The sequence below is a fragment of the Plantibacter sp. H53 genome, assembly GCF_001650455.1.
Taxonomy (GTDB): domain Bacteria; phylum Actinomycetota; class Actinomycetes; order Actinomycetales; family Microbacteriaceae; genus Plantibacter; species Plantibacter flavus_A.
The window spans coordinates 98,122-110,900 of sequence record NZ_LWCT01000051.1; the positions used below are offsets into that span (position 1 = coordinate 98,122).

Genomic DNA, 12,779 nt, shown 5'->3' on the forward strand with positions numbered 1-12,779 from the left:
ATCAGAGCTCGAAGGAGAAGCCGAGGTCCTCGGGGTATTCGCCGAGCTCGGTGAGGCCGGTCGCCGCACGCTGGAGGGCGGCGAGCGTCAGGCCGAGGGTGCCGGGGCCGAAGCTGACGCGTGAGACGCCGAGTTCGGCCAGGCGCTTGAGCGGGACCGCGCCGGGGTAGCCGATGACGGAGATGCGTCCGTGCACCTGCTCGATGGCCTTGGCGACGAGTTCCTCCGTACCGAGCCCGAGGAAGAAGACGACGTCCGCACCGGCCTCGAGGTAGGCGTTGGCGCGAGCGACGGCCTCGTCCCACGCCTCAGGGTCACCGGCGAGGGTGTCGACCCGGGCGTTGATGACGAGCGGGATGCCGGCGTCCTCGGCTCCGGCGCGAGCGGCGGCGACGCGGGCCGCGGCCTCTTCGATCGGGAACTGCGGGGCCTTCGCGGCACCGACGGAGTCCTCGAGGTTGATCCCGACGGCACCCGACTCGACGATGAGGCGGCGGACGTTCTCACGAACGCCGGCCGCGTCGGACGCGTAGCCCTTCTCGAAGTCGATCGTCACCGGCAGGTCGACGGCGCCCACGATGATCTTCGCGGCGGCGATCGCCTCGTCGACGTCGAGGCCACCGCCGTCTTCGAGCCCACGGACGTTCGACACCGAGTGGCTCGCCGAAGCGAGGGCGACGACGCCGGGGGCCTCGGAGACGACCTTCGCGGTGATGGCGTCCCAGACGTTGGTGACGATGAGCGGGGAACCCGGCTCGTGGAGGGAGTTGAGGAGGACGGCTTTGGCATGCTGATCAGTCATGTCCGCAGTCTGCCAGCGGACGTCGGCCGCCCAGCCGACAAGCGTCGAGAATTCAGGGAACGTTCGGGTTCGATGCGGTTGCCGGCTCCTGTGGGGCGCTCCCGTGACGCAAGACGAGGGCGCTCCACGCGTCATCCCACGCCGCCGGTGAACCGGGCGGGCAGGATGCCGTGCGTATCATTGGTGGCCGAAGGAAGGCGCTCCCATGACGAAACCGCCGACGGTCTACGACGTCGCGCACCACGCCGGCGTCTCCATCGCGACGGTCTCGCGGGTGCTCAGCCGCCCTGACGACGTGAAACCGGCCACCCGAGACCGCGTGCTCGCCTCGGTCGGTGAACTCGGGTACGTCCCGAGTGGAGCCGCACGAGGGCTCGCCGCGCGCCGTACCGGCGTCATCGGCCTGTTCTTCCAGGGGCTCGACGCGATGGACGACCTCGGGGACATCGCCCTCGAGGGTGACGAGGCGGCGGCCGGGGGAGCGCGCATCGTCCGCGACATCCCGGAGCGGACCGACACGCGGACGCTCAACCTCTACTTCGACGAGGTGCTGCGCGGTTGTGAGCTGGAGTCCTGGCGGAGCGGGTTCGCGCTGCTCGTCGGCGTCGGGCGCGGGTCCACGGCGACGCAGACGGTGCGCGACATGGCGGGTCGGGTGGACGGCCTCATGGTGCTGGCCGGGAGCGCCAGCGAGGAGGAGCTCGCACGCCTGTCGCGGCACGTCCCGATCGTCGTGATGGCGGGGCCGCGGCGCGACGACGACCTCGACCACGTCTCCGTGAGCAACGCCGAGGGGATGCGCACGCTCACGGCGCACCTCATCGACGACCTCGGTGCCCGAGAGCTCGAGTACGTGGCGGGAAGCCTCGGCTCGCCCGATGACGCCGAGCGCTGGAGTGGGTTCCGTGCGGCCCTCGCGGACCGGTCGCTCGAGGCCCCGGAGGAGCCGACCCTCCGCGGCGACTTCACCCGGGAGGGCGGGCGACGGGTCGGTCGGGAGCTGTTCCGGCGCGACGGGCTGCCGCGGGCCGTCGTGTGCGCCAACGACCAGATGGCGCTCGGCGTGATCGACGCCGCCAGGATCGCCGGGGTCGCGGTCCCGGAGGAGCTCATCGTCACCGGCTTCGACGGCATCGACGCCGGCCGCCTGTCGGCTCCGCGGCTCACGACGGTCCGGCAGCCGATGGAGACGCTGGGCCGGGTCTCCGTGCAGGCGCTCGCCCGTCGCCTCGCCGAGCCCAAGCTGCCCGCGATGTCCGTCCGACTCCCCGTGGAGGTCGTCCTCCGCGAGAGCTCCGAGTCGATCACGTCCTGATCATCGCCTCCCCTCGCGTTCACCATTCAGGAAGCCCGCGGCGTGCCGCGGACGCGTTCGTCCGCCGCGAGGCCGCCACGCCGAGGGTCTCCTGAATTGCGAACAGGAGCGGATGTCCGACACGGGTTGCGTCGGACAATGTATGCGCTTACACTCAACCGGTACAGACTTCAGCAAGGACGGTGGCGATGACGCACACGACGCACGAGCGGACCAAGGTCCGCAGGCGCAGACGACTCGGAGCAGCGGCGATGATCGCCGCGGCGGCCCTGCTCGTCTCCGGCTGCAGCATCCAGATCAAGAGCGAGCCGGATCCCTCGATCCCCGCCGACACGATGCTGCTGGCCTCCGACAAGGGCACCCCGATGCTCGAGCGGAACTTCAACCCCTACCTCGTGAACAAGCGCTCGGCCTCGAGCTACATCTACGAGCCGCTCGTGATCATCAACGTGCTCGACGGCAAGGAGACGCCGTGGCTCGCCGAGAAGGTCGACCTCCCGGACGCCCGCACGATCGACTACACGATCCGCGACGGCGCCACCTGGTCCGACGGTGAGGCCTTCACCCCTGAGGACGTCAAGTTCACCTTCGACCTCATCAAGCAGTACCCGACGCTCGATCAGAAGGGCGCCTGGCAGCACATCGACACGATCGAGGTGAAGGGCCAGCACGTCATCATGCACCTGCTCGACGACGACGCTCCCGCGGCCGACATCGTCTCGCAGACGCTCATCGTCCCGGAGCACATCTGGAAGGACGTCAAGAGCCCCGACACCTGGCGGAACCCGAACCCGGTCGGCACCGGTCCGTACGTCCTCGGCAACTACACCTCGCAGCAGTACACGATGGACAAGAACGAGACGTACTGGCAGGCCGACAAGATCGAGGTCAACCACCTCGTGATCCCCGCGGCCACCGGTGAAATCGACATCGTCACGAAGGGCTTCGACTGGGCGTACTCGTTCCTGTCGAACGTCGAAGGCACCTGGGTTGCGGCCAACGACCACAACAAGTTCTGGTTCCCGCCGGGAGGCGTGATCGGGCTCGTGCCCAACATGGACGTCGCCCCCTTCGACAACGTGGACGTCCGTCGCGGCATCGCCCTGGCGCTCGACCGCGACAAGATCGCCGATGCGGCGACCGAGGGCTACCTCGGTGCCGCCGGCCAGTCGAGCCTCATGCTCCCCAACCAGGAGGACGAACTCGACCCGACCCTGCCGAACCAGGGCATGATCACGCAGGACACCGCCGGCGCCCTCGAAGCCTTCGCGGCCGCCGGGTACACCCAGCAGGGTGGCAAGCTCGTCGACGCGGCGGGCAAACAGTTCAGCTTCTCGATCACGACCGCCAACGGCTACGCGGACTGGCTCCGCGCGGTCCAGGAGGTCCGCAAGGAGCTCGGCGCCCTCGGCATCGACGTGCAGATCAAGCAGCCGCAGCCGCCGGGGTACCAGCAGGCCATCCAGAGCGGTGACTTCCAGGTCGCGATGGGCGGAATGGGCAACGGCATCATGTTCCAGGGTTTCAACAACAGCTTCAACAGCGAGTTCGCGAAGCCCATCGGCGAGACGACATCCAGCAACTTCGGTCGCTACCGCAACCCGCAGATGGACCAGCTGCTCGCCCAGTACAAGGAGACCACCGACGAGGCCACCCGTCTCGGGCTGAGTCACCAGATGCAGCAGATCGTCTACAGCGACTTCCCGGTCATCGGCATGTACTACGGCGGACTCTGGGGTCTCTACAACGACAAGAAGTTCACCGGCTGGCCGGACGCGGACAATCCGTACGCACCGCTCCAGACCTACGACCAGACCCCGCTCCTCGTGTTTACGCACCTCAAGCTCCGGAAGGACGGTGAGTGACCGTGTACATGGTGCGCAAACTCGGCCTCTTCGTCCTCACCCTGTGGGCGGCGGTCACGCTGAACTTCCTCCTGCCGCGGCTCATGCCCGGCTCACCGACGGACGCCGCGATCGCGAAGCTCGCCCAGAACGGTCCGGTCTCCGCGGCCACGCGTGCGGCGATCGAGGCCCAACTCGGTGTCCCCGGCGGCAACCTCTGGGAGCAGTACGTCACGTACCTCCACCAGGTCGTCACGCTCGACTTCGGGGTGTCGTACACCTTCTTCCCGCAGTCGGTCGGCGAGCTCATCTGGCAGGCGTTCCCGTACACGATCATCCTGCTCGGGATCGTCACCATCGTCGCCTTCATCCTCGGCACGCTCATCGGCGTGCTCGCGGCCTGGCGGCGGAACACCTGGCTCGACGCGCTGCCGACGCTGAGCGGCACCTTCGCCAGCACGTTCCCGTACTTCTGGACCGCGCTGCTCCTGCTGTTCTTCGCCGGCTACGTCCTCCACTGGTTCCCGACCTCGGGTGCCTTCGGGCCGACGGCTTCGCCGGCCTTCACCTGGGACTTCATCGTCGACGTCGCGTACCACGCGGTGCTGCCGGCGCTGACGATCCTCGTGACGAGCCTCGGAGGCTGGATCATCGGCATGCGCAACGCGATGATCAACACCCTCGGTGACGATTACGTGACCTTCGCCGAGGCCAACGGCCTCCGTGGTCGCACGGTCGCCATCAAGTACGCGGCCCGCAACGCGATCCTCCCGAACCTCACCGGCTTCGGGCTCGCGCTCGGCGGGGTGGTCGGCGGCTCGATCCTCGTGGAGCAGGTCTTCGGCTACCCGGGCATCGGCTTCCTCCTGTTCAACGCGGTGATCGGACAGGACTACCCGCTCATGCAGGCGCTCTTCCTGCTCATCACGGTGAGCGTGCTCGTCGCCAACTTCCTCGTCGACATCCTGTACGGCGTACTCGACCCAAGGACCCGCCGATGACCACCACACAGCACGTCAAGACACTGCAGTCCGACCAGGCCGTGCGTCCGCCGCGGAAGTTCGCCTTCATCGGTCGATCGGCGGCGACGCTCTGGGCCAACTGGAAGTCCCGCCTCGGGCTGATCATCCTCGCGTTCTTCATCCTCGTCGCGATCTTCGCGCCGGTGCTCGCACCCTACGGCGCGAGCCAGGACGGGTTCCCCCGGAACGCCGACTCGAGCCCCGAGCACTGGTTCGGGACGACGGCGGCAGGCGAGGACGTCCTCAGCCAGCTCATCTACGGTTCGCAGATCAGCGTCACGGTCGGTTTCATCGCCGGCATCCTGTCGACGATCGTCGCCGTGCTGATCGGCCTCAGCTGGGGCTACATCAAGGGCTTCGGCGCCGAGGTCGTGAACTTCATCGTCAACCTGTTCCTCGTGGTGCCCGGCCTGCCGCTCATGATCGTCATCGCCGCGTACCTCCAGAACGGTGGGCTCGTGATGATCGTCGCGGTCATCGTGATCACCGGGTGGGCGTGGGGTGCCCGCGTGCTCCGCAGCCAGACGCAGTCGCTGCGTTCGCGTGACTTCGTGACCGCGGCCCGCTTCTCCGGCGACCGACCGTTCCGCATCGTGTTCAACGAGATCCTGCCGAACATGACGTCCCTCATCGCCGGAGGCTTCTTCGGTGCCGCGACGAGTGCGATCCTCGCGGAGGCCGGCCTCGAGTTCCTCGGCCTCGGCGACTCGTCGATCGTCAGCTGGGGCACCATCCTCTACTGGGCGCAGAACTCCAACGCCCTGCTCACCGGTCAGTGGATCCTCCTCTTCGCCCCCGGTCTCTGCATCGCGCTCCTCGCGATGAGCCTCACCCTCATCAACTTCGGTGTCGACGCGATCAGCAACCCGCGCCTCCGTGAAGGGAAGTCACGATGAACGCCGTCAACCTCCAGGCCGAGAGCGCATCCGCGTCGGCAGCCGGGACCGGAGCGCTCCTCGAGGTCCGCGACCTGTCCGTCGTCTACGAGTCCGTCGGCGCCGCGCCGGTCCAGGCGGTCGACCACGTGTCGTTCTCCGTCGGCGCCGGTGAGTTCATCGGGCTCGTCGGCGAGTCCGGCTCCGGGAAGTCGACGCTCGGCTTCGCGGCCACCCGCTTGCAGAAGCCGCCGGCCCGCATCAACGGCGGGCAGATCCTCTTCGGGGGCAAGGACATCCGCGAGCTCGGCGACGAGGCGCTCCGTGAGCAGCGGCAGGGCGGGTTCGCCATGGTGCTGCAGTCGGGCATGAACGCGCTCAACCCGGTCCGCACGATCCGCAACCATTTCGTCGACATCTTCAAAGCGCACGGTCACGTGTCCCGCGACCGTTGGGACGCCCGGATGGCCGAGCTGGTCGGCAAGGTCGGGCTGACGCCGCAGGTGCTCGCCCGCTTCCCCGGTGAGCTGTCCGGCGGTATGCGCCAGCGCGTGTCCATCGCGCTGGCCCTGTCGCTCGAGCCCCGCCTCATGGTGTTCGACGAACCGACCACCGCGCTCGACGTCCTCGTGCAGCACGCGATCATGGACACGATCACCGAGCTGCAGCAGGCCGAGGGGTTCACCGCCATCCTCATCAGCCACGACCTCGGCGTCGTGCTCGAGGCGACGCAGCGCGTGCTCGTCATGCACGAGGGCCGCATCGTCGAGGACGCCCCGAGTCGCGACATCCTCGAACGGCCGCAGGACCCGTACACGCGGATGCTGCTCAGCCACTACGCCGACCCACGCGCCGCGGTCGTCGAGCTGCCCGGTTTCCCATCGCGGGCCAACCGTGGGACGGCTCCCGTCTCCGGCACGACCACGAGCGTCCCGACTGCGACGAGCGCGAGCTCCGAGTCGGGGAAGGCGTCGTCGCGTGCCGGTCGCTCGGCGGAGTCGGCGGTCATCGTCGACGCCGTCTCGAAGGTCTACCCGCCGCCGCGTCGCGGTGAGTCCGCGGTGACGGCCGTCGACGACGTGTCGTTCACGCTCGAACCCGGTCAGTCGCTCGCGCTTGTCGGGGCCTCGGGCTCCGGCAAGTCGACCATCGCGAAGCTCATCACGGGCATCGAGAAGCCGACGTCCGGTGCGGTCCGCTTCGGCGACCTCGACGTCGCCCAGCTGAACCGCAAGGGCATCCGGAACCTGCACAAGAACGTGCAGATGATCTTCCAGGACCCGTATGCGGCGCTCAACCCGCTGCACACGGTCGAGTACACCCTCACCCGTCCGGTGGTGAACTTCACCGGGCTGAAGGGTGACGCGGTGCGCAAGCGCGTGCTCGAACTCCTCGAGACGGTGGGCCTCTCGCCCGTCGAGCAGTTCGCGGCGAAGCTGCCCCACCAGCTCTCCGGTGGACAGCGGCAGCGCGTCGTGATCGCCCGGGCGCTCGCGAGCGACCCGCAGGTGCTCATCGCCGACGAGCCCGTGTCGATGCTCGACGTGTCGCTGCGTGCCGGTGTGCTCGCGCTGCTCGAGGACCTGCGTGAGCAGTGGGGCGTCTCGATGCTCTACATCACGCACGACCTGCTGTCGGCGCGACTCGTGACCGACAACATCATGGTCCTCAACCAGGGTCGTGTCGTCGAACGTGGCGAGACCGCGCACGTCCTGCAGCACCCGCAGGATCCTTACACGATCCAGCTGCTCGACGCCGTCCCCAACCCGGCCCGCGCCAAGCGCTGACGCGGACCCTCCCGCGTCCGTTCGCCCGTTTTTGGGCGAGCGAACGCTCGTTCGCCCAAAAAGGGGCGAACGAATCGCACGACGAACAGGAGCAACACCCGTGCTGACCTTCCCCGACGGCTTCCTCTGGGGCGCCGCCACCGCTGCCCACCAGATCGAGGGCAACAACATCAACAGCAACTGGTGGGTGCACGAGCACGAAGCCGGGACGAACATCGTCGAGCCCTCGGGCGACGCGATGGACAGCTACCACCGCTACCGCGAGGACATGCAGCTGCTCGCCGACGCCGGGCTCAACACCTACCGGTTCAGCATCGAGTGGGCGCGGATCGAGCCCGAGCGCGGCATCGTCTCGCGTGCCGAGGTCGACCACTACCGTCGCATGGTCGACACCGCGCACGAGCTGGGACTCAACCCGGTCGTCACGCTCATGCACTTCACGGTGCCGCGCTGGTTCGAGCGCGACGGGTTCTGGCGGGCGAAGGACGCCGCCGACCTCTTCGCGCGGTACACCGAGCTCACCCTGCCGATCGTCGGCGAGGGCGTCGAACACGTCTGCACCATCAACGAGCCGAACATCGCCGCGATGCTCGCCGGTGGAGAGGACGCGGCGAACCTCGTCGCGTACGGCCTGCCGAACCCGGACCTCTTCGTGGCCGACGCGCTCCTCGAGTCCCACAAGCGTTCGCGCGAGGTGCTCTCGCAGGTGTCCGGCCTGAAGTCCGGCTGGACGATCGCGACGCAGGCGTTCCGGTCGAACGGTGAGCCCGGCTCCGACGAGATGCTGCGCGAGTACGGCTACCCGCGTGACGACTGGTACCTCGAGCAGTCCGCCGGCGACGACTTCCTCGGTGTCCAGGCGTACACGCGCACGTTCATCGGGCCGAAGGGTCCGCTGCCCGTCGAGGACGGCGTCGAGACGACGCTCACCGGTTGGGAGTTCTACCCGCCGGCCGCAGCCGAGGGTGTGCGGAGCGCCTGGGAGCTGTCGGGCGGGGTGCCGATCATGATCACCGAGAACGGCATCGCGACCTCGGACGACACGCGTCGGATCGACTACACGGACGGCGCCCTGCGCGAGCTGCACGCCTGCATCCAGGACGGGATCCAGCTCGAGGGGTACCTCCACTGGAGCGCGCTCGACAACTACGAGTGGGCGAGCGGCTTCCGGCCGACCTTCGGTCTCATCGCCGTCGACCGTGAGACCTTCGTGCGTACGCCGAAGCCGAGCCTCGCGTGGCTCGGGAACGTCGCGAAGGCGAACGGCCTCACGGAGTAGTTGAAGCCCCCGGTGCCGTCCCCAACTCAGGAGATGTCCGGTGTGTCGGGCTCGTGTGGGTAGCGACACGCGGCGGAGTCCTGAGAACGGGGCGCCGGGGTCGCGTGTGGTCCGTTCGACCCCGACTCAGGAGATGTCCGGTGTGTCGGGCTCGTGTGGGTGGCGACACGCGGCGGAGTCCTGAGATAGGGGCGTCGGGGTCGGGTGTGGTCCGTTCGTCCCCGACTCAGGAGATGTCCGGTGTGTCGGGCTCGTGTGGGTGGCGACACGCGGCGGAGTCCTGAGAACGGGACGGTTGGTCGAACGGAGAGAGCCCCGGGTGGCGATTGCTGCCCGGGGCTCTGTGCATGGTGGTCGGCTGGGGTCCGCATGGGCGGAAGACGCCGGCGGCCGGTCAGCGCTCGCTGCGAGGGCCGCGACCGAAGCGACCACGCGGGCCGTGCTCGTGCGCCGTGTGCTCGTCCCGGCCGAAGGCTCGGGCGATGCTCTCGAGGCTGGCGAGCGTCGTCGCGAGGTCCTCGGGTGAGACGGCGTCGGCGACGGTCTGGCGGACCGCGTCGACCTTGGTGCGGAGCGCGTCGTGCGCCGCGCGACCGGTATCGGTCAGGGTGATGCCGTCGGTGTCGACGATGACCCAGCCGCGAGCGGCGAAGTCCATGACGATGTCCGCGGTCGATCGACGAGGACCGCGGTGGTGGCCGTGGCCGGGACCGAACGGTGCGCCGCCGGGTCGGTGATCACGACCGAAGCCGGGACCGTACTCGTGGCCGCGCCCGAAGGCCCGATCGTGAGCGGGGCGGCCGTGCTCGTGGTCGCCCGGACGCTCGGCGGACACGGTGTCCGCGGTCGTCTCGGCGGTGCGCTCGGGGTGACCGAAGCCGCGACCGGGGCCGAACCCGCCGCGGCGGCCGAACCGTTCGGGGCCGCGCGGTCCGCGGCGGTGTGGCGGGAGCGCGGCGTCGATCTCCTCGAGGCTCGAGGCGCCGGAGGCGATGAGCTCGAGGGTGCGCCAGCTGCGGCGGCCGAGGCCGTCCTCGGCGAGCACCTCGTGCATCGAGTGCTTGACCGCGTGGTCGACGGTGCGGAGCCAGAAGCCGAGCGGGCGCTCGGCGGTCGGGCTGGTGGACTGCTCTGGGGAAGTCGTGTGGGTGTTCATGAGTGGTCTCCTTATTTGCATGCCCTATTACATGTAAATGTATAATGACATGTATGTCCGCCGATCGTCAAGCGCAGCCCAGCGAACCCACAGCAACCGACCCGGTGGAGATGATCGAGCGGGCCCTCGTCCAGATCCGACGGGACCAGTCAGGCCGTCGCTTCGGCGGACGTGGTGGGCGCGGAGGGCCCGGTCATCACCACCACGATGAGCACGGGGACGGTCATCGGCACGACGCCGACGGCAGCGCTGAGGACGAACGCGGACGTGGGCGCGGTCCGGGCTTCGGGCCCGGCCTCGGCGGGCCCTGGGGTCCTGGCGGTGGTGCCCGTCACCCGCGCGAGCAGGCGATCGCCCAGGCGGCCCGGTTCCGGATGCTGGACGCGCTCGCTCGTGACGAGGCGGCCGGTGGCATGGGGATCAGTGCGCTCGCGGAGTCGATCGGCGTCGACCAGCCGCGGGCGAGTCGGCTCGTGGCCGAAGCGACGAAGCGCGGCGAGGTCGCTCGCGCGGTCGACCCGAACGACGGTCGACGCAGCGTGGTGCAGCTGAGCGCCGCCGGCCGTGCGGTCCTGCAGGAGGCGCGCCGGGGTCGACGCGACGCGGTCACGACCGCGCTCTCGGGGTTCACGCCCGAGGAGGCGGCGCAGTTCGCCGCCTTCCTCGAGCGCTTCGTCGCCGCGTGGCCGCGCCCCGACACCGACCGGTAGTTCGCCCGCCTGATCCTCGACTCCGGGTTCGTAATTCAGGAGCGTCCCGGTGAGTCGAGCTGGATCATCCCCTCTGTGGCCGGACGCGCCGGCGTGCGCCTGAGTTCTGCACAATCGGACCCGTCCGGTCCATGCGGTTCGTAATTCAGGAGGAGTCAGGCGTGTCGGCCTTGGGGTGGCGGTCTCGGGGCAGAACCGCCGGGGCGCTCCTGAGTTGTGAACCGTGAGGCGGCATCGGGACCCCGCCCTCGCTACTCGGGGCGGAGGCGGAGCTCCTGCATCCCGCCGTCGACGGCGATCGAGGTGCCGGTCGTCGAGCCTGATCGCGGGCTCGCCAGGTAGGCGACGGCACCGGCGACCTCGGTCGCGGCGACGAGTCGGCCATGCGGCTGGCGTGCCTCGAGCGCGGCGCGCTCGGCGGCCGGGTCTGGCGCGCTGTCGAGCAGTCGACCCACCCACGGGGTGTCGGCCGTGCCCGGGTTCACACAGTTGACCCGGACGCCTTCGCGCAGGTGGTCGGCGGCCATCGCGCGCGTCAAGGACAGCACGGCCCCCTTCGTCGCCGTGTAGAGCGCGCGCTGGGGAAGTCCCGCCGTCGCGGCGATCGACGCGGTGTTCACGATCGCGGCCGACGGCGACTCGCGCAGGTGTGGGAGGGCCGCGCGCGTCACGCGAGCCATGCCGACGACGTTGATGTCGAAGACGCGGTGCCACTCGTCGTCGTCGTTCGACTCGACGGTGCCCTGCGCACCGATACCGGCGTTGTTCACGACGATGTCGAGGCGGCCGAACCGTGCCACGACGGCGTCGATCGCGGCACGGACGGAGGCGTCGTCGGCGACGTTCGCCCGCACCGACAGGCGGGTGGCGGAGTCCTCGTCTGGTGAGGGGTTCAGATCGAGGATCGCGACGCTCGCACCATCGGCGGCGAGGCGTTCGACGATGGCGGCGCCGATCCCCGAAGCGCCGCCGGTGACGATCGCGACGAGTCCGTCGAGCTCGCCGGTGTCTGCGGCGCTCATGCGCGGGCTCCGAGTGCCTCGGCCGGCTTGGCCGACGGCGCGATTCCAGGGACCGGGTCGACGAACCGCTGTCGCTGGCGGCCGAGGCCCTCGATCTCGACCTCGCAGACGTCGCCCGGTGCGAGGTAGGGGAACCGGCCGGAGAGCGCGACGCCCTCGGGTGTGCCGGTCAGGACGAGGTCGCCGGGTTCGAGCTGCAGGTACTGGCTCAGGTGCCAGATGACCGTGGCGACGTCGAAGATGAGGTCGGCCGTGCTCGAGTCCTGACGCGGTTCGCCGTTGACCCAGCTGCGGAGTCGCAGGGTACCGGCGTCGACCTCGTCCGGCGTCACGAGCCACGGGCCGGTCGGGTTGAAGCCCGGAGCGCACTTGCCCTTCGACCACTGACCACCACTCGCCGCCATCTGGAAGTCGCGCTCCGACACGTCGTTCGCGGTGACGAAGCCGGCGATGCGGCCGAGAGCGTCCTCGGGGCTGTCGAGGTAGGAGGTGCGCTCGCCGATGACGACGCCCAGCTCGACCTCCCAGTCGGTCTTCGTGCTGCCTCGCGGGATGCGGACGTCGTCATTCGGTCCGACGACCGTGTTGGGCGTCTTCAGGAACATGATCGGGATCTCGGGCGGAGCGGATCCGGACTCCGCCGCATGCGCCGCGTAGTTCATCCCGATGCAGACGACGGCGCTCGGCCGGGCGATCGGCGCGCCGATCCGGAGCTCGTCGGCGCCGTCGAGGACGGGGAGCGCACCCGACTCGAGGGCGGCGCGGACACGGGCGACGCCGCCGCCGGCGAGGAACGCTCCGTCGATGTCGGGGGTGATCGATCGGAGGTCGTAGGCGGTGTCGCCCATGAACACGACGGGGGTCTCCCCGTCCACGGGGCCGAGTCTGGCGAAGCGCATGCTGGTCCTTCCGGTTCCGCCGGTGCCCGCGTGCGGACCCGGCTCCGTAGCCGATAACGTCTGAACTC

The 12,779-nt window shown here is 69.4% G+C and carries 11 protein-coding genes; 7 read left to right on the plus strand and 4 right to left on the minus strand.

What is annotated here, in order from left to right:
- Position 1: 1 nt before the first annotated feature.
- A complete protein-coding gene (locus A4X17_RS18595; protein ID WP_064297138.1) occupies positions 2-802 on the minus strand; it encodes an isocitrate lyase/phosphoenolpyruvate mutase family protein in 801 nt (266 codons plus the stop codon).
- A 205-nt stretch (positions 803-1,007) separates the two neighbouring features.
- On the opposite strand from A4X17_RS18595, the gene A4X17_RS18600 reads away from it, so the two are divergent.
- The 6 genes from A4X17_RS18600 (at position 1,008) to A4X17_RS18625 (ending at position 8,924) form a co-directional block, all read left to right on the plus strand.
- A complete protein-coding gene (locus tag A4X17_RS18600; RefSeq protein WP_064297139.1) occupies positions 1,008-2,117 on the plus strand; it encodes a LacI family DNA-binding transcriptional regulator in 1,110 nt (369 codons plus the stop codon).
- A gap of 188 nt (positions 2,118-2,305) precedes the next feature.
- A complete protein-coding gene (locus tag A4X17_RS18605; protein WP_082916290.1) occupies positions 2,306-3,982 on the plus strand; it encodes an ABC transporter substrate-binding protein in 1,677 nt (558 codons plus the stop codon).
- Positions 3,983-3,990: 8 nt separating this feature from the next.
- The gene (locus tag A4X17_RS18610) at positions 3,991-4,962 is read left to right on the plus strand and encodes an ABC transporter permease (protein ID WP_064297181.1); all 972 of its coding nucleotides are present in this window, start codon (positions 3,991-3,993) and stop codon (positions 4,960-4,962) included.
- The gene (locus A4X17_RS18615) at positions 4,959-5,879 is read left to right on the plus strand and encodes an ABC transporter permease (protein ID WP_064297140.1); all 921 of its coding nucleotides are present in this window, start codon (positions 4,959-4,961) and stop codon (positions 5,877-5,879) included. The genes A4X17_RS18610 and A4X17_RS18615 overlap by 4 nt, the downstream gene beginning before the upstream one ends.
- Positions 5,876-7,645 carry an ABC transporter ATP-binding protein gene (locus tag A4X17_RS18620; protein WP_064297141.1) on the plus strand — a complete coding sequence of 590 codons (1,770 nt, stop codon included), beginning with the start codon at positions 5,876-5,878 and terminating at the stop codon, positions 7,643-7,645. The genes A4X17_RS18615 and A4X17_RS18620 overlap by 4 nt, the downstream gene beginning before the upstream one ends.
- 100 nt (positions 7,646-7,745) lie before the next feature.
- Entirely contained in the window at positions 7,746-8,924 is a 1,179-nt protein-coding gene (locus A4X17_RS18625; RefSeq protein WP_064297142.1) for a glycoside hydrolase family 1 protein, read from the plus strand.
- Positions 8,925-9,318: 394 nt separating this feature from the next.
- Here the strand turns inward: A4X17_RS18625 and A4X17_RS18630 are convergent, their stop codons facing one another.
- The gene (locus A4X17_RS18630; RefSeq protein ID WP_064297143.1) at positions 9,319-10,080 is read right to left on the minus strand and encodes a hypothetical protein; all 762 of its coding nucleotides are present in this window, start codon (positions 10,078-10,080) and stop codon (positions 9,319-9,321) included.
- 53 nt (positions 10,081-10,133) lie between these two features.
- Here A4X17_RS18630 and A4X17_RS18635 point away from each other — a divergent pair, with 53 nt between their 5' ends.
- Complete coding sequence (locus A4X17_RS18635; protein WP_231884440.1) at positions 10,134-10,790, plus strand: MarR family winged helix-turn-helix transcriptional regulator; 657 nt, start codon at positions 10,134-10,136, stop codon at positions 10,788-10,790.
- Positions 10,791-11,041: 251 nt separating this feature from the next.
- On the opposite strand, the gene A4X17_RS18640 is transcribed toward A4X17_RS18635, so the two are convergent.
- Complete coding sequence (locus A4X17_RS18640; RefSeq protein WP_064297145.1) at positions 11,042-11,812, minus strand: SDR family NAD(P)-dependent oxidoreductase; 771 nt, start codon at positions 11,810-11,812, stop codon at positions 11,042-11,044.
- Complete coding sequence (locus A4X17_RS18645; RefSeq protein WP_082916291.1) at positions 11,809-12,711, minus strand: fumarylacetoacetate hydrolase family protein; 903 nt, start codon at positions 12,709-12,711, stop codon at positions 11,809-11,811. The genes A4X17_RS18640 and A4X17_RS18645 overlap by 4 nt, the downstream gene beginning before the upstream one ends.
- Between the last annotated feature and the right edge of the window lie 68 nt (positions 12,712-12,779).

What these genes read in the sequence shown, in the direction of transcription:
- A4X17_RS18595 (WP_064297138.1), bottom strand. Translation starts at nt 802, where the DNA reads ATGACTGATCAGCATGCCAAAGCCGTCCTCCTCAACTCCCTCCACGAG.
- A4X17_RS18635 (WP_231884440.1), top strand. Translation starts at nt 10,134, where the DNA reads ATGTCCGCCGATCGTCAAGCGCAGCCCAGCGAACCCACAGCAACCGAC.
- A4X17_RS18600 (WP_064297139.1), top strand. Translation starts at nt 1,008, where the DNA reads ATGACGAAACCGCCGACGGTCTACGACGTCGCGCACCACGCCGGCGTC.
- A4X17_RS18630 (WP_064297143.1), bottom strand. Translation starts at nt 10,080, where the DNA reads ATGAACACCCACACGACTTCCCCAGAGCAGTCCACCAGCCCGACCGCC.
- A4X17_RS18615 (WP_064297140.1), top strand. Translation starts at nt 4,959, where the DNA reads ATGACCACCACACAGCACGTCAAGACACTGCAGTCCGACCAGGCCGTG.
- A4X17_RS18620 (WP_064297141.1), top strand. Translation starts at nt 5,876, where the DNA reads ATGAACGCCGTCAACCTCCAGGCCGAGAGCGCATCCGCGTCGGCAGCC.
- A4X17_RS18640 (WP_064297145.1), bottom strand. Translation starts at nt 11,812, where the DNA reads ATGAGCGCCGCAGACACCGGCGAGCTCGACGGACTCGTCGCGATCGTC.
- A4X17_RS18605 (WP_082916290.1), top strand. Translation starts at nt 2,306, where the DNA reads ATGACGCACACGACGCACGAGCGGACCAAGGTCCGCAGGCGCAGACGA.
- A4X17_RS18645 (WP_082916291.1), bottom strand. Translation starts at nt 12,711, where the DNA reads ATGCGCTTCGCCAGACTCGGCCCCGTGGACGGGGAGACCCCCGTCGTG.
- A4X17_RS18610 (WP_064297181.1), top strand. Translation starts at nt 3,991, where the DNA reads ATGGTGCGCAAACTCGGCCTCTTCGTCCTCACCCTGTGGGCGGCGGTC.